Raw genomic sequence first — 15,273 nt, 5'->3', positions numbered from 1 at the left:
GGCCGGGGACCGCCCAGGTCAGCAGGCTTGGACGGGTGACAGACGTGGTGCGCTTGGACGCGGTGAGCAAGGTGTACGGCAGGGGGCAGGGCGCGGTGGCGGCCCTGCGCGAGGTGAGCGTGGCGATCCCGCGCGGCAGCTTCACGGCGGTGATGGGTCCGTCGGGCTCGGGCAAGAGCACGTTCCTGCACTGCGCGGCCGGGCTGGACGTGCCGTCGTCCGGCTCGGTGCGGCTCGGCGGGACGGAGCTGACCGGCATGGACGAGACCCGGCTGACGGAGCTGCGCAGGCAGCGCGTCGGCTTCGTGTTCCAGGCGTTCAACCTGGTGCCGTCGCTGACGGTGGTCGAGAACGTCGTCCTGCCGCTGCGGCTCGCGGGCGCCCGCGTGGACCAGGCGTGGCTCGGCGAGGTGGTCTCCCGCGTGGGTCTCGACGGGCGGACCGGGCACCTGCCCGCGCAGCTGTCGGGCGGCCAGCAGCAGCGGGTGGCGATCGCCAGGGCGCTCGTGACCAGGCCGGAGGTGGTCTTCGGCGACGAGCCCACGGGCGCGCTGGACACGATGACCGCGCGGGACGTGCTGACCCTGCTGCGGGAGATCGTGGACGGCATGGGGCAGACCGTGGTGATGGTCACCCACGACCCGCTGGCCGCGTCGTACGCCGACACCGTGCTGTACCTGGCCGACGGCCGCGTCGTGGACGCGATGACGGCCCCCACCGCCGACCGCGTCGCCGAGCGCATGACCAGGCTGGGAGCGTGGGTGTGATGGTCCTCTTCGCGCTGAGGACGCTGCGGCACCGCAGGGCCGCGTTCGCGGGGGCCTTCGTCGCCCTGCTGTGCGCGTCGGCCCTGGTCTGCGGCTGCGGCATGCTGCTGGAGACCGGGCTGCGCGGCGGCGCCGCGCCCGAACGGTACGCCGCCGCCCCCGTCCTGGTGGCGGGCGACCGGTACGTCCGCGAGACGGTGGACAAGGGCGACGGCGAGTCCAAGGTCAAGGCCAAGGCGCTGACGGACCGCCGGTGGGTGCCGTCCTCGCTGGCCGGGCGGCTCGCGGCGGTCCCCGGGGTCGGGCGGGTGGTCACGGAGGTGACGTTCCCCGCGGTGGCGGGGGGCCGGGCGTTCCGGGGGCACGGCTGGGAGTCGGCGGGGCTGACCCCGTTCACCCTGCGCTCCGGCCGCGCGCCGCGCGCCGGCGACGAGCTGGTGGCCGACGCCGGCGCGGGCCTGGCCGCGGGCGCGCGGGTGGACGTCGAGACACCCGCGGGACGCCGGACCTACCGCGTGGTCGGCGTCACCGCCGAGGCCCTGCCGAGCCAGGGGACGTTGTTCTTCGCCACCGGCGAGGCCAGGCGGCTGGCCGGGCGGCCCGGCCTGGTGAGCGCGATCGGCGTCTTCCCCCGAGCCGGCGGGCCGGCTCCCGATCTCACGCTCGCCCTGGCCGGTGGCGCGGTGGCGTACACCGGTGACGAGCGCGGCGCGGTCGAGTTCCCCGACGCGGAACAGGCGCGGCTGAAGCTGGTCAGCCTGGGCGGCGCGCTCGGCGGCACCTCCCTGCTTGTCGCGATCCTCGTCGTGGTCGGCACGTTCGCGCTCTCCGCCCAGCAGCGGCAGCGGGAGATCGCCCTGCTGCGGGCCGTCGCCGCCACGCCCGCGCAGGTGCGCGGGATGCTCTCCGGCGAGGCGCTCCTCGTCGGCGCCGTCGCGGGCGCGCTCGGTTCCGCGCTGGGCGTCGGGCTCGGGTTCTGGCTGCGGTCGGCGTTCGTCGCGCTGGGCGCGATGCCGGAGAACCTCCGGCTCGTCGTCAGCCCGTTCCCCGCGCTCGCCGCGCCGGCGGCGACCGTCGCGGCGGCCTGGGCCGCCGCCCGGATCTCCGCGCGCCGTACCGCGCGGATCAGGCCCGTGGAGGCGCTGGGCGAGGCGGCGCTGCCGGTCGCGCGCCTGCCGCTGGGCCGGGCGCTCGCCGGCGCGGCGTGCGCGGCGGGCGGTGTGGCGCTCACGCTGGTGCTGTCGGGGCTGACGAGCGAGGCGGCCTCCGGACCTGTCACCATGCTGACCGCGCTCGTCTGGACGGTCGCCGTCGCCCTGCTCGCCCCGGCGCTGGCCGGCGCCGCCGTCGCGCTGCTCGCGAAGGCGCTGCGCGCCTCCCGGGTGGCCGGGCACCTCGCCGCCGCGAACCTGCGCGCCGGCTCCCGCCGCCTGGCGTCCGTGATCACGCCGCTCAGCCTGATGACCGCGATGACCTGCACCATCCTGTTCGCGCAGACCACGATGGGGGACGCCGCCCAGGAGCAGGCGGCGGCGAGCGCCCGCGCCGACCACGTCCTCGCCTCGCAGGTCTCCCGCGCCGCCGCCGACGCCGTGCGCCGGGTGCCCGGTGTGGAGGCCGTCACCGAGGTGCTGCGCACGTCCGTGCGCGTCGGGCTGGAGAGGTTCCCCGCGCAGGCGGTGACGTCGCCGGGGCTCCTCGCGACGCTCGACCCCGGTGTCGTGTCCGGGTCGCTGGACGGCTTCGGCGCGGGCTCGGTGGCCGTCAGCGGGACGGCCGCCTCCCGGCTGGGCGTGACGGTGGGCTCCCCGCTGCGGCTCGCCCTGGGCGACGGCGCCGCCGCCGCGCTGCGCGTGTCCGCCGTCTACGAGCGCGGGCTCGGCCTCGGCGACCTCCTCCTCCCGTACGAGCTGGTGCGTCCGCACGTGGACGACCCCACCTCGACCGTCCTCGTCTCGGCGCCCACGCTCGGGCGGGCGGAGCTGGAACGGGCCGTGCCCGGCGTCGCCGTGCTCGACCGGGTCGAGGCGACGGCGGCGAGCGCGCCGAACGCCGACGTCAACCTCGTCGCGATGGGGCTGATCATCGCGTTCACCGCGATCGCCGCGGTCAACACGCTCGCCATGGCCACCTCCGACCGCTCGCGCGAGCTGGCCCTGCTCCGTCTCGTCGGCACCACCCGCAGGCAGGTGCTGTGGATGCTCCGCCTGGAGACGCTGGCGGCGGTGCTGGTCTCGGCGGTCACCGGCACGGCGGTCTCGCTGGTCACGCTGGCCGCCTTCAGCCGGGGCATGACCGGCTCCGCCCTGCCGTACGTGCCGCTGCCCGCCTACCTGGCCGTGGTCGGGTCGGCGGCGGCGCTGGCGCTGGCGGCGACGCTGCTGCCCGCCCGCGTCGTCCTGCGGGCCCGCCCGGTCGAGGCGCTCGGCGCCCGCGCCTGAAGCGGGCGGGTCTCAGCGGGGCGGGTGCCCCGGGCCTCGGTCACGTGGCCGTCGCATGCGCCTGGCCGCCGCGATCACCACGGTCAGCCCGGCCAGCGCGAGCACCGTGGTGAAGATCCACTCTCCTGAGCCGTCGGGGCCGTAGACGCGGGTCTCCCGCCCCGTGTCCACGGCCCGGGTGGTGCGCCCGACGGCGAGGGTGCCGCGGTCGCTGCCGTACAGCTCGACGCCGTGCCGGAGGACGCGGCCGTCGGCGGAGGCGAAGTCCCCGGCCCAGACGCAGGACTCGTGGCCCGGGTGCTGGACGCACCGCAGCTGCGTGGCCGTGAACACACCGCTCACGCCGTCGGCGCGCGCGGCCCGTATGGTGGGGCCGAGCTCGGGGACGGACATGAACAGCAGCAACAGCCCCGCGACGGCCAGCGCCACGCTGAACCCCTTCGAACGCCCTTCCGTGCGCGTCATGACCTAGTGCGCGACCGCGCAGGAGCAGGTGGCCCCCGTCTGCTCGGCGGGACGGCGGTGGAGCAGCATCGCCACCACCATCGGCGCGAAGACGACGGCGTTGTAGAACAGGTGCAGCTCCATCCTGGGCGCGACCAGCTGCAGGATGCTCGTCGGCGCCGGGCGGCCCATCAGGTACACGCCGCTGAGCTTCTGCAGGAGCAGCAGCAGGTGCTCCAGGTGGTGCCACACCTGGATGCCCAGGGAGATGTTCCACCAGGTGCGCGACCTGCCGGTGAAGCCCTTGCGCAGCAGGACGAGGCCCACGAGCATGAGCAGCGCGTATCCGTAGTGCATCCACTCCGAGGTCACGAGCCACGGGAACGGCATGCCGAGCACGCCCCGAGCCTCGCTCAGCGGCCAGCCCCAGACGTAGACCTGCATGGCCTGCACCAGGTGCTCGGCCCAGTGGGCGACCACGATGACCATGAAGATCGCGAGCGCGGTCCTGTGATGGCGCCCGTTGAGGGTGGTTGCGCTGATCGTCGGCGTGGCCATTTCTCACCTCGTGTTGCTTGCGACGACGCTGCCCGGCACGCCGCGGGGAGGCCGGGGCAGTCGTCGTTGCCTGGCTCCGGCCGGCGCACACGCTTCCTGCCGTCGCCGTCCTCCCCGGGACGATGTGCAGCACTTGGCGGGATCATCCCTGGCCTCACCTGCAACCCGCTTGGGCCGATCTTGCAACTGGCTTGGGCGAAACCGGAGAGTCTGGTTAATTGCAAGCTATTGGCAATAGCGAGTTACTTGCTTTAAGGTCGCTGGGTGATGCGTGGACGAGCCCTGGCAGGGGCGATGGTCGTGGTGCTGGCCGGCTGCTCGGCCCCCTCGGGGACCGGGTCCCCCGCGAAGGCGGAGGAGACCGTGGTGCTCGGGCTCGGCTCCGAGCCCGACACCCTCGACCCGGTGCTCGGGTACGCGGCCGACGGCGGCTCCCTGCTGTACGACGGCCTGGTGCGCCGCACCCCGGCCCTCGACCTGCAGCCCGCGCTCGCCGAGGCGCTGCCCGACGTCGAGGGGACCGAGGTGACGTTCAAGCTCCGCCAGGGCGTCACCTTCCACGACGGCAGGCCGCTGACCGGCGCCGACGTCGCCTACACGTACACGCAGGTGCTGAAGGCGGCCAACAACTCGCCGATCCGCGGCGACTACGCGGCGATCGACCGGGTGGACGCGCCCGACGCCAGGACCGTCGTCTTCCGGCTCAAGTACCCGTACGCGCCGATCCTGCAGCGCGCCACCCTCGGGATCGTCCCCGCCGGGTCCGGCCTGACGTCCGGGTCCGCCGCCCCGGTCGGCACCGGCCCGTACGCCTTCGTGTCCTGGACCAAGGGCGACAAGATCACGTTGCGGGCCAACGACCGGTACTGGGGCGGGGCGCCCGCGGTCAAGAAGGTGGTCCTCGCCTACACGGCCGACGACAACGCGCGCGCCACCCGCATGGCGGCGGGCGAGTTCACCGCGGCCGAGCTGCCGCCCAAGGCGGTCGCCAGGTTCAGGAACCAGCAGGGGACGACGGTCCACGAGGCGCCCACCGCCGACTACCGGGGCGTCATGTTCCCGCTCGGCCGTCCCGTGACCGGCGACCTCGCCATCCGGAGGGCGCTGAGCCTGGCCGTCGACCGCGCCGCCATGGTGACGGCGATCCTCGCCGGCGCGGGCACCCCCGCGTACGGGCCCGTCGCGCCCGGCACCCCCTGGCACAACCCGGCCGTGGCCGGGCCGGGCACGCCCGACAGGGACGCGGCCGTCCGGCTCCTGGAGGAGGCCGGGTGGAAGGCGGGCGCCGACGGCGTCAGGGCCAAGGACGGCACCCCGGCGAGGTTCACGCTCATGTACCCGGCGGGCGACTCGCTGCGCAAGGAGCTCGCGCTCGCGGTCGCCTCCGACGCCAAACGGGTCGGCATCGACATCCGGCTGGCCGGCCTCGACTGGGACGCCATCGAGCCGCGCATGGGCGAGGACGCCCTCATGATGGGCTACGGCACCCCGTTCGACCCCGACTACCTCAACTACGAGCTGTTCCACTCCTCGTTCGCGGGCCAGGGCTTCCTCAACCCGGGCCGGTACCGCGACCCCGAGGTGGACCGGGCGCTGGAGACCGGGCGCGAGACGTCCGACCCGGCCGCGCGCAAGAGGGCGTACGACGAGTTCCAGCAGCGCATCAGCGACGACGCCGTCTGGCTGTACCTCGTCTACCTCAAGCACACCTACGTCGTGCGCGGCGACTGGAGCGGGCTGACCGTGGGCGTCGAACCGCACGAGCACGCGACGGGCGGCCTGTTCGGCACGGTCGCGAACTGGAAGCCCGCCCCGTGACCTGGGTCAGGATCGTCGCCTGGCGGCTGGCCTTCGCCGTGCCCCTGCTGCTGGCGGTGACGTTCGGGATGTTCGCGCTGGCCAAGGCGTCCCCCTTCGACCCGGTACGGCAGTACCTGGGCGACCGGGCGACGACCACCAGCCCGCAGGTCATGGCCGAGATCAGGGCGAACTGGGGCCTCGACCGTCCGTTGTCGGAGCAGTACGCGATCTGGCTCGGCCACCTGCTGCGCGGCGACCTGGGCGAGTCGCGGTCGCTGCGCCTGCCCGTGGCGCAGGTGATCGGCGAGCGGCTGGGCTGGACCCTCCTCGTCGTCGGGTGCGCGCTGGCGCTCATGCTCGCCGCCGGCCTCGTCCTCGGCACGCTGGCCGCCTGGCGGCGCGACTCGTGGCTGGACCGGCTGGTCAGCGGCACCGCCTTCGCCAACGAGGCGGCCCCCGTGTTCTGGGTCGGCCTGCTGGTGATCTGGGTGTTCGCCGTGAAGCTCGGGTGGCTGCCCGCAGGCGGGCTGACCGACGCCGCCGCCACCGCCGTCACCCTGCCCGACCTGCTGCGCCACCTGGTGCTGCCGGTGGCCGTGCTCGCCTTCTCCCAGTCGTCGTGGCTGCTGCTGTTCGTCCGGGAGTCGGTCATCGGAGTGCTGCGTGAGGACTTCGTCACCGGCGCGCGGGCCCGCGGCCTGCGGGAGAGGACGGTGCTGGTGCGCCACGCGCTGCGCGCGGCCCTGCTGCCGTTCATCACGATCATGGGGGCCCGCGTCCCCGAGCTGGTGACCGGGGCGATCCTGGTGGAGGCCGTGTTCTCCTGGCCGGGCGTGGCCGGGACCACGGTCAAGGCGGCGCTCGCCGTGGACTTCCCGCTGCTGGCCGCCCTCACCCTGCTCGCCACCGTCGCGGTCGTGCTGGGCAACCTGCTGGCCGACCTGGCGTACACGGTGGCCGACCCCCGGGTACGCGTCCTGGGGGTGAGCTGATGGCGGCCGTGACGCGGCGGGGCGGCCCCGCACGTCCGCGGCCCCGGCGGGCGCGCCTCGCCACAACCACCCTCGCCGTGCTGGTCGCCGCCGTCGTCGTCGTGCCGCTGGTCACCCGGCTCGACCAGCAGCTCGTGGACCTGGGCGCCGCCGGGCTGCCCCCGTCGCCCGCCCACCCGTTCGGCACGGACGAGGTCGGCAGGGACGTCCTGCTCCGCTCCGTGTACGGGCTGCGCGTGTCGCTGCTGGTCGGCCTGGTCGCGGCGCTGGTGAGCGCGGTGGTCGGCGGCCTCGTCGGACTGGTCGCCGGCATCGCGGGAGGCGTCGCGGACCGGCTGCTCATGCGCGTCGTGGACGGCTTCAACGCGCTGCCGCACCTGCTGTTCGGCGTCTTCGTCGTGGCGTTGTTCTCACCCAGCGCGGGCGCGGTCGTGGCGTCCGTCGCGGTCACCCACTGGACGACCGCCGCCAGGATCGTCCGCTCGGAGGTGCTGACACTACGCGGACGGCCGTTCGTCGACGCCGCGATCCTCGGCGGATCGAGCAGGGCGCGGATCGTCCGGCGGCACCTCCTGCCCAACCTGGCGCCGCAGCTGCTGCTCGCGACCGTGCTGATGATCCCGCACGCGATCTGGCACGAGACCGCGCTCAGCTTCCTCGGGCTCGGCCTGCCCGCCCACCTGGCCTCGCTCGGCAACATGATCAACGACGGGCAGCGCTCCCTGCTGGCGGGCGACTGGTGGTCCAGCCTCTTCCCCGGGCTGCTCATCCTGCTGCCCACGCTGGCGATCTCCGCGCTCGCCCAGCACGTCCGCGACCGCGCCAACCCGCGCTGGAGATCGGAGCTCGCCCTGTGAAGCCGCGCGGCCAGGAGTGCGCGGTGAGGCCGCGTGGATCGGAGTGCTCCCTGTGACGTTGCGCGTGGAGGGCCTGTCGGTCCGCTTCCACCTTCCCGGCGCGGTCGTGCACGCCGTCACCGACGCCGCTTTCGAGCTGCGCGAAGGCCGCTGCCTGGCGCTGGTCGGCGAATCGGGGTGCGGCAAGTCCGTGATGGCGCACGCGCTGCTCGGCCTGCTGCCCGGCAACGCCGTCGTCACCGGGCACGCCTGGCTGGGCTCGCTCGACCTGGTCGCCGCCCCTGAACGGGTGCTCGCCGGGCAGGTGCGCGGGCGGCGCGTCGGGCTGATCCCGCAGAGCCCCGCCGCCCACCTGACCCCCGTACGCACCGCCCGCGCCCAGCTCGCCGAGACGCTGCGCGAGCTCGGCGGCGGCCAGAGTCCCGACGCGCTCGCCCGCCGCGCCGGCCTGCGGCCCGACGACCTGGACCGCTATCCGCACCAGCTGTCCGGGGGCATGGCGCAGCGGGTCGCGAACGCGCTCGCCCTCGCCGGCGACCCGCCGCTCGTCATCGCCGACGAGCCCACCACCGGCCTGGACCGTCCCCTGGTCGAGTCCACCATGGCGGAGCTGCGGCGGCTCTGCGACGAGGGGCGGGCGGTGCTGATCATCACGCACGACCTGCGGGCCGCCGAGCAGGTCGCCGACGACGTCGCCGTCATGTACGCCGGCCGCGTCGTGGAACTGGCCGAGGCGCGCACGTTCTTCGCCCGGCCCCGGCACCCGTACGCGCAGGGCCTGCTGGACGCGCTGCCGTCACGCGCCTTCACCCCGATCCCCGGCGACCCGCCCGAGCTGACCTGCCTGCCGGACGGCTGCGCCTTCCTGCCCCGCTGCTCCCGCGCCACGTCCCGATGCGAAGAGCTCCCGCCGCTGAACGGAGTGGCCTGCCACCATGCTTGAAGCCGTCGACGTCACGCTGTCCTACGGCCGCCGCACCGTGCTCGACCGGGTGTCGGTGAGCGTGCGCCCCGGCGAGGTCCTCGGGCTGGCCGGGCCGAGCGGATGCGGCAAGTCCACGCTGGCCCGGGTGCTCGCCCTGCTGCTGCGGCCCTCCGGCGGCGCCGTCACCCTCGACGGGCGGCCGGTGAGCCGCTGGCGGCACCGGGCCCCGCACCGCACCTCGATCGGCCTGGTCTTCCAGCAGCCGCGTCTGGCCGTGGATCCCCGCTTCACCCTGTTCGACGTCATCGCCGAACCGCTGCGCGCCACCCGCCGCCCGCTGGAGCGCGCCCACCGCCTGGCCGCCGAGCTCGGGCTCACGCCCGAGCTGTTCACCCGCCGTCCCCACGAGGTGTCGGACGGGCAGCTCCAGCGCGCCTGCGTGGCCCGAGCGCTCGCGCTCGAACCGCGCTACCTCATCTGCGACGAGATGACCACCATGCTGGACGCCTCCACCCAGGCCCACCTCGTCGCCCGCATCGAGGACTACCGGGCGAGCACCGGCGCCGGCGTGCTCGCCATCAGCCACGACACCGAACTCCTCGACCGCTGGTCAACAGGCACCGTCCACACCCTGAACCAACCAGAAGAAAGCCCGCGCACCTGACCGGCCGTCCCCGTCACGGACGCCCCGGCAGGTGCGCCCGCGCCACATCCGCGATCCTTCCGGCCAGGCTCCGGAGCTCCTCGCCGGTCGGCGGCACGCCCCGCAGGGCCTCCCAATCGTCGATCAGGAGCATGAACTCCATGATCTCGGGCGGATGGCCGCACTCCGGCATCAGCCGCACGATCAGCAGGTCCGCCCCCGCGGAGACGGGCAGCGTGCCGTCGTGCACGGCCTGCGCGACGTCGAGCGCGACGGCCCACGGCTCCTGACAGGTGTCGATCGGCGGCATGCCGCATTCGGACAGCATCCGGCGTACGAGGGGCTCGACCTCCCGCAGCGTGCCGACCGAGAGGGTGTGTCCGGCCAGCTCCAGCAGGGTGGGGGTGTCGACTCCCGCTGCGATCAGGTCGCAGGCCAGCCAGCCCGCGTCCGTGACGGATCCGGTGAGCCGTCCGTGCAGGAGGTCTCCGCGGATCTCGGCGAGACGCCCGCGTAGCTCTCGGGGGAGTCGCATGTCAGCAGTATGTCCGCGCCCGACGCGGCGTGCCCGGCCGTTTCGGGTCGCTGCCGCGGGGAGCCAAGGTGGGCTTCCGGCAGGGCAAAGATTGGGTGCCGGTTTCGGCGACGCGCCGGAGGAAGCATCGCATTGTCGGGAGTAGTGGGCATTTCCGATGTAACTCGACATAGGGCATATCTGTCGGGGTTTGGGTGCAGCGGTGGGCCGGACCCGGGGAGGGCAGATGTACCGACGGCTCAGCCTCGTCGGCCTCGTCCTCGGCGCGGCCGTCGCCGCCGCCACGTTCGTGACGCAGGCCACGATCGCGTCCCTCACGTTCAGGACGCAGGCCGCGACTCCGTCCCCCACGTCGACGACGCAGGCCGTGTCCGCCGCGCCGCCGCAGGTCGACACCATCGCGCACCGGGGCGGCGCGGCGTACGCGCCAGAGAACACCCTCGCCGCCTGCGCCCTCGCCCGCGCGCAGGGAGCCGACGTGTGCGAGTTCGACATCCAGCAGACCAAGGACAACCAGCTCGTCCTGATCCACGACCCCACCCTGGCCCGCACCACGAACGTCGAGGAGGTTTTCCCGGGACGGTCCCCCTGGAACGTGGCCGACTTCACGCTCGCCGAGATCCGGCGGCTGGACGCCGGCTCCTGGTTCTCCTCGCGCTTCCGCGGCGAGAGGGTGCCGACGCTCGCCGAGGGCCTGCGCCAGCTCGAAGACGGCACGACCAGGCTGCTGCTGGAGGTCAAGCACTCGGTGCCCGGCCAGGGCATCGACCGGCGCGTGGCCGCCGAGCTGCAGGACACCCGCTTCTGGTGGCAGGACGGGCGGCTCACCATGATGGCGTTCGACTGGCCGTCGATGCGGGCCCTGCACCTGATGGTGCCGGACGTCCCGGTAGCGCTGCTCGGCAAGCCCGCCGTCGGCCAGCTGCCCGAGCTGGCCCGCTACGCCGGCCGCATCACCACGCCGCACGCCGGCCTGACCGCGCAGTACGTCCAGGAGGTCCACGACCAGGGCATGAGCGTCTACACGTGGACGGCGAACAAGCCCGCGCTCATCCGCCGCCTCCTCTCGTACGGCGTGGACGGCATCATGACGAACAAGCCCGACCGCCTCCAGGCCGTCAAGGGACCGGATTAGCGGGGGCCTCGGTGCGGCGGGCGAACAGGGCACGTACGCGCTCGATGATCGGGGGGCCGCCGGCGAAGCACCACAGGGCGATCACCGGGTCGCAGATGGCGCAGCCGAAGGACGAGTGCTCCGCGAAGGGGAGGATGGGGCTGCCCTTGAGGTGGTGGATGACGTCCCAGGCGGTGTGGAGCAGCCAGCCGACCCCGATCCAGGACCAGCTCTCCAGCCCCCGGTAGGCGACGTACGTCATGGCGACCGGCAGCACGAACTCCCAGTACCCGAGCCCGCCACCGCTCAGGTAGGCGGCGCCCGCGCCGGCCACCAGCACGGCGTTGACCCGGCGCCGGTGGGGCTCGGGGATCAGGGAGACGAGGGTGACGGCGATCAGCCCGATGATGACCGGCATGATGATCGGCATGATGGTGGACATGGGGTGTGGGGTTCCGTTCTGAGTGAGGGGTACTTCAGCCGGCGGGGACCTGCTCGTCCCGCCGCGCCGCCCGGTCCAGGCTCCGCAGGGCCAGCAGCCCGCCGATGCCCGGCAGCCAGGCCAGGGCGGTGGACGCGAAGGTGCGCCGCGGGTCGCGGGCGGCGGCGACGACGGTGAACAGGTACGCGCATCCGTGGACCGGCCCCGCGAGCGAGGAGATCTCGGGCAGGTGCACGGTGACGAGGTTGCCCAGCAGGACGACGAGCGAGGCGAGTTCGGCCGCGGCGGCGATGCGCAGGGGCCTTCTGGCAGCACTCACGTTCACACCCCCGTGGTGGAGCCGGGCCGGACGATCATCAGGACGGTCACGACGGCCCACAGCAGGTTGAAGACGCCGGTCAGCATGGCCAGGCGGGCCGTGGCGTCCCGGGACGTGGAGGCCCCGTCGAGCCCGGCGAGCAGACGCTCCTGCGCGGGGAGGACGAGCAGCGCCAGCACGCCGGCCGCCGCCGCGGTGAGCACGATCGAGACGATCAGCCACGCGTCGCCGAGGACGCGCAGGCTGCTGGCGGTGGCGAAGCCGAAGACCGGCACGGCCAGCCCGACGACGGAGTAGACCCGGCAGACCCGGTGCAGGAGCCGGACATCGGCGACGGAGGCGGGGTCCGCCCCGGCCGCGTGCGCGCGGCGCACCGCCGCGGGGAACATGCTGGCGGCCACCGTCACGGGGCCGACGGCCACGATGGCGGCCAGGACGTGAACGGACAGGAGGAACTTCGTCACCTGCGGGCTCCGGAGGGCGGCGGGTTCCGGACGGCTTCGGCAGCGGACATGGTCTCTCTCATGGAAGGGGACGTGGACGGGCTCGGTCAGAGGGCCGGGCTCGGTCAGAAGGCGGGGACGGGCTCGGTCAGAAGGCGGGGGCGGGGCCCCGATCCGACCAGACGACGCCGCGCCGCTCGTGGGCGAAGAGGGTCTCGACGGCGTGCGCGACCCGCGGCCCGACCTCGCGTTCCAGCAGGTACAGGGCGAGGTCGAGGCCGGAGGTGACGCCGGCGCCGGTGACGAGGTCGCCGTCGTCGACCACCCGGGCCGCCACCGGCCGGGCGCCGCCGGCGGACAGGAGCTCCATGCCCTGGTGGTGGGTGGTGGCGGGCCGGCCCACGATCAGGCCCGCCATGGCGAGGATCGCGGAGCCGCCGCACACCGTGGCCACCAGCGTGTCCTCGCGCTCCAGGGCCTCCTTGAGCAGGCCGGGCAGGCCGGTCCCCAGCGTGCGGGCGAGGATCGCGGGGATGCTGTCCTCCCGCTCCTCCCCGTCCTCGCTCGGCAGGGTGCCGGCGGCGCCCGGGACGATGACGACGTCCGCGCGGGCGGGATCGAGCAGGCCGGTGGCGCGTAGCGTCAGGGGCGGCGTCCCGCTGGGGACCTCGCGGGCGCCCTCCGCGGTGACCAGCTCGGCACTCACCGCTCCGCCGGTGGCCAGGCCCGCGGCCTGCAGGACCTCGTACGGTGCGATGGCGTCCAGTGGGTCGAAACCGTCGAACAGGACCACGTGCGCGTGCATCGGTAGCGCTCCTTTCGTCGCACAGCCCTTCGATGGGGCAGCCCTTCCGCCGGGCAGCCCTTGCGTCGGGCAGGCCTCCCGTCCGGCAGGCCTTTCGTTGCGCAGCGCAAGGCTAGAGCGGGCGTCCGCCGGAGCCCCATGGGCTGGATCGACAATTTCCAACGGATTCCCGCCATCGCCGCCGACCAGCCAGATCCGCGCGCACCAGCGCTCCCACCTGCCTGTTTCCAGTTGGCGCGTTCTCGTCTACCGTTGGCTCGTGCACACGGTGGCGGTCCTGGCTCTGGACCATGTGGTGGCGGCCGACCTGGCGACCCCGATCGAGGTGTTCGGGCGTGTCAGGCTGGCCGACGGGCGGCGTCCGTACCGCGTCCGGGTCTGCGCGGCGACGCCGCAGGTGGCCGGCGAGGCGTTCAGGATCATCGCGCCGTACGGCCTGGAGGCGCTGCGCGAGGCCGACACGATCATGGTGCCGGGCTGCTCGGAGCAGGCCCCGCCGCCCGGCGGCGAGGTGCTGGACGCCCTGCGCGAGGCGGCCGCCTCCGGCACCAGGATCGCCTCGATCTGCGTCGGCGCGTTCACGCTCGCCGCGGCGGGGCTGCTCGACGGCCTGCGCGCGACCACGCACTGGATCGCCGCCGGTCTGCTGGCCGAGCGGTTCCCGCTGGTCGACGTGCGGCCCGACGTGCTGTACGTCGACAACGGCCAGATCCTGACCTCGGCCGGCGCCGCGGCCGGCCTCGACCTGTGCCTGCACATGATCAGGCGCGACTTCGGCTCGGCGGTCGCCGCCGACTCCGCCCGGCTGCTGGTGATGCCATTGGAGCGGGAGGGCGGGCAGGCGCAGTTCATCGTGCACGCCCAGCCGCCGGTGCCGCGCGGCTCGCTGCTGGAGCCGGTGCTGTCGTGGATCGAGGACAACCTCGCCCGCGAGGTGACGCTGCCCGACATGGCCGCGCGCTGCGGGCTGAGCGAGCGCACCTTCAGCCGCCGCTTCCGCGAGCAGACCGGCACCACGCCGCTGCAGTGGCTGCTGCGCGCCCGCGTACGCCGCGCCCAGTTCCTGCTGGAGACCACCGACCACGGCGTCGAGCGCATCGCCGCGCAGGCCGGGTTCGGCTCGCCCACCGCCTTCCGCGAACGGTTCAAGCGCGTGGTCGGCGTCACGCCGCAGACCTACCGCTCCTCCTTCAGGAGCAACGCCTCAGCCGGATGACCCCTCACCGCAGGGGAGGGCCGGCCAACCGGCCGTGCCAGGTGCGGCAGTGGTGCGCCGTCACGGGGCGCCGCCGTCGCCGGGCGGGTAGTGCCCGTAGTGCTGCTGACGGCGGCGTTCGAGGTGGCCCACTGCGGTGAAGAGCAGCCCCACGGCCGCGCTCCCGGCGAGCCAGACGATCACCAGGCTCGGCGACGGCGCGGGGGAACCGGTGGCGGCGATCCTGACCAGGCTGACGACGCCGAACAGGCCGGCGGAGGCGGCGGACACGATGAGCCCGAGCCATACGGGATGAGCCGCGGAGAACCGCTGCCCCGCGCCGGGCGGCGCGTCGCCGCCGAGGTACGAGTCGACGCGCCAGTACCACCTGCTGAGCAGTCTCGGCAGACCCATCACAGCCCTTCGGCGGCGGTGCTCCTGCGCCAGGAGGATACCGAGGCGCCGGGCGCCGGGCCAGGGTCCGCAGGCCGCGGTTCGCGTTCAGGCGAGGCTCTCCAGGTGGTGGATGATCTGGTCGAGGGGGGCGCGGGTGTCGATCTCCAGGGTGGCGGTGGCGCGGAGCAGGGGTTCGACGAGGCGGAGGTTCTCCAGGATGTCCGTCTGCTCCTCCGGCCGCTTGCCGTACGGGTTGTCCGTACGCGCCACGACGCGGGACAGCAGCACCTCCGCCGGCGCGCTGAACAGCACGACGTGGTCGAACCACCGGTAGAACCTCCCCTGGTTGCTCTTGCAGCCGGCCACGAACAGGTGGCCTTCGCGGTGGCCGGTGAGCAGGTCGGTCATGGCGTCCTCGCGCCACACCCAGTCAGGGGACCCGTCCGGCAGGGTGACCCAGTGGCTCCAGTGGCCGTAGTCGGTGTCCACCACCCGGTGGCCGCGTGAGCCCAGCATCCGCAGCGCGGTGGACTTGCCCGTCCCGGACATCCCGGTGATCAGTACCTTCGCCATGTCATCACCTCGACCGCCGACGTT

General features: G+C 74.0%; 18 protein-coding genes. 9 read left to right on the top strand and 9 right to left on the bottom strand.

The window, feature by feature from the left end; translation table 11 throughout:
- The first annotated feature begins 35 nt into the window (after positions 1-35).
- Together BMX74_RS28170 and BMX74_RS28165 are read left to right on the top strand one after the other, a co-directional pair.
- Entirely contained in the window at positions 36-767 is a 732-nt protein-coding gene (locus tag BMX74_RS28170; RefSeq protein WP_201784621.1) for an ABC transporter ATP-binding protein, read from the top strand.
- Positions 767-3,208, top strand: coding sequence for an ABC transporter permease (locus BMX74_RS28165; protein WP_091103718.1), 2,442 nt, complete (start codon positions 767-769; stop codon positions 3,206-3,208). Before BMX74_RS28170 ends, BMX74_RS28165 begins: the two co-directional genes overlap by 1 nt.
- A 12-nt stretch (positions 3,209-3,220) precedes the next feature.
- On the opposite strand, the gene BMX74_RS28160 is transcribed toward BMX74_RS28165, so the two are convergent.
- Positions 3,221-3,673, bottom strand: a complete 453-nt coding sequence (locus BMX74_RS28160; protein ID WP_055504799.1) for a hypothetical protein — start codon at positions 3,671-3,673, stop codon at positions 3,221-3,223.
- 3 nt (positions 3,674-3,676) lie between these two features.
- The gene (locus BMX74_RS28155) at positions 3,677-4,210 is read right to left on the bottom strand and encodes a hypothetical protein (protein WP_055504800.1); all 534 of its coding nucleotides are present in this window, start codon (positions 4,208-4,210) and stop codon (positions 3,677-3,679) included.
- Between the two features lie 267 nt (positions 4,211-4,477).
- On the opposite strand from BMX74_RS28155, the gene BMX74_RS28150 reads away from it, so the two are divergent.
- Genes BMX74_RS28150 through BMX74_RS28130 form a run of 5 tightly spaced genes read left to right on the top strand, consistent with a single transcriptional unit; the run spans position 4,478 to position 9,448 of the window.
- The gene (locus tag BMX74_RS28150) at positions 4,478-6,028 is read left to right on the top strand and encodes an ABC transporter substrate-binding protein (RefSeq protein ID WP_055504801.1); all 1,551 of its coding nucleotides are present in this window, start codon (positions 4,478-4,480) and stop codon (positions 6,026-6,028) included.
- The gene (locus tag BMX74_RS28145; protein WP_256257301.1) at positions 6,025-7,002 is read left to right on the top strand and encodes an ABC transporter permease; all 978 of its coding nucleotides are present in this window, start codon (positions 6,025-6,027) and stop codon (positions 7,000-7,002) included. Before BMX74_RS28150 ends, BMX74_RS28145 begins: the two co-directional genes overlap by 4 nt.
- Complete coding sequence (locus tag BMX74_RS28140) at positions 7,002-7,859, top strand: ABC transporter permease (protein WP_091103716.1); 858 nt, start codon at positions 7,002-7,004, stop codon at positions 7,857-7,859. The genes BMX74_RS28145 and BMX74_RS28140 overlap by 1 nt, the downstream gene beginning before the upstream one ends.
- Positions 7,860-7,911: 52 nt before the next feature.
- On the top strand, positions 7,912-8,802 hold the full coding sequence (locus BMX74_RS28135) for an ABC transporter ATP-binding protein (RefSeq protein WP_256257300.1): 891 nt from the start codon (positions 7,912-7,914) through the stop codon (positions 8,800-8,802).
- Positions 8,795-9,448 (top strand): ABC transporter ATP-binding protein, encoded by a 654-nt coding sequence (locus tag BMX74_RS28130; RefSeq protein WP_055504804.1) that lies wholly within the window; start codon positions 8,795-8,797, stop codon positions 9,446-9,448. The genes BMX74_RS28135 and BMX74_RS28130 overlap by 8 nt, the downstream gene beginning before the upstream one ends.
- A 13-nt stretch (positions 9,449-9,461) precedes the next feature.
- Here the strand turns inward: BMX74_RS28130 and BMX74_RS28125 are convergent, their stop codons facing one another.
- Positions 9,462-9,962, bottom strand: coding sequence for a hypothetical protein (locus BMX74_RS28125; RefSeq protein ID WP_091103713.1), 501 nt, complete (start codon positions 9,960-9,962; stop codon positions 9,462-9,464).
- 226 nt (positions 9,963-10,188) lie between these two features.
- Here BMX74_RS28125 and BMX74_RS28120 point away from each other — a divergent pair, with 226 nt between their 5' ends.
- Positions 10,189-11,097 carry a glycerophosphodiester phosphodiesterase gene (locus BMX74_RS28120; RefSeq protein ID WP_082535148.1) on the top strand — a complete coding sequence of 303 codons (909 nt, stop codon included), beginning with the start codon at positions 10,189-10,191 and terminating at the stop codon, positions 11,095-11,097.
- Here BMX74_RS28120 and BMX74_RS28115 read toward each other — a convergent pair.
- The 4 genes from BMX74_RS28115 to BMX74_RS28100 form a co-directional block, all read right to left on the bottom strand.
- Positions 11,081-11,518 (bottom strand): DUF6010 family protein, encoded by a 438-nt coding sequence (locus BMX74_RS28115; protein WP_218154084.1) that lies wholly within the window; start codon positions 11,516-11,518, stop codon positions 11,081-11,083. The two genes, BMX74_RS28120 and BMX74_RS28115, sit on opposite strands and share 17 nt — an antisense overlap.
- A gap of 34 nt (positions 11,519-11,552) precedes the next feature.
- Positions 11,553-11,837 (bottom strand): DUF3817 domain-containing protein, encoded by a 285-nt coding sequence (locus BMX74_RS28110; protein WP_091103797.1) that lies wholly within the window; start codon positions 11,835-11,837, stop codon positions 11,553-11,555.
- Positions 11,838-11,839: 2 nt separating this feature from the next.
- The gene (locus BMX74_RS28105; RefSeq protein ID WP_091103711.1) at positions 11,840-12,301 is read right to left on the bottom strand and encodes a hypothetical protein; all 462 of its coding nucleotides are present in this window, start codon (positions 12,299-12,301) and stop codon (positions 11,840-11,842) included.
- Between the two features lie 127 nt (positions 12,302-12,428).
- Positions 12,429-13,085, bottom strand: a complete 657-nt coding sequence (locus tag BMX74_RS28100) for a DJ-1/PfpI family protein (RefSeq protein ID WP_055504807.1) — start codon at positions 13,083-13,085, stop codon at positions 12,429-12,431.
- Between the two features lie 259 nt (positions 13,086-13,344).
- On the opposite strand from BMX74_RS28100, the gene BMX74_RS28095 reads away from it, so the two are divergent.
- Complete coding sequence (locus BMX74_RS28095) at positions 13,345-14,301, top strand: GlxA family transcriptional regulator (protein ID WP_091103709.1); 957 nt, start codon at positions 13,345-13,347, stop codon at positions 14,299-14,301.
- A gap of 60 nt (positions 14,302-14,361) precedes the next feature.
- Here the strand turns inward: BMX74_RS28095 and BMX74_RS28090 are convergent, their stop codons facing one another.
- Together BMX74_RS28090 and BMX74_RS28085 are read right to left on the bottom strand one after the other, a co-directional pair.
- The gene (locus BMX74_RS28090) at positions 14,362-14,694 is read right to left on the bottom strand and encodes a hypothetical protein (protein WP_091103708.1); all 333 of its coding nucleotides are present in this window, start codon (positions 14,692-14,694) and stop codon (positions 14,362-14,364) included.
- Between the two features lie 87 nt (positions 14,695-14,781).
- Complete coding sequence (locus BMX74_RS28085) at positions 14,782-15,249, bottom strand: AAA family ATPase (RefSeq protein ID WP_055504810.1); 468 nt, start codon at positions 15,247-15,249, stop codon at positions 14,782-14,784.
- Positions 15,250-15,273 lie beyond the last annotated feature (24 nt).

Origin of the sequence: Nonomuraea pusilla (assembly GCF_900109355.1) — a bacterium.
GTDB lineage: Bacteria > Actinomycetota > Actinomycetes > Streptosporangiales > Streptosporangiaceae > Nonomuraea > Nonomuraea pusilla.
Note: the sequence above shows the minus strand (reverse complement) of the source record. Positions and strands in the feature narration are given on the sequence as shown.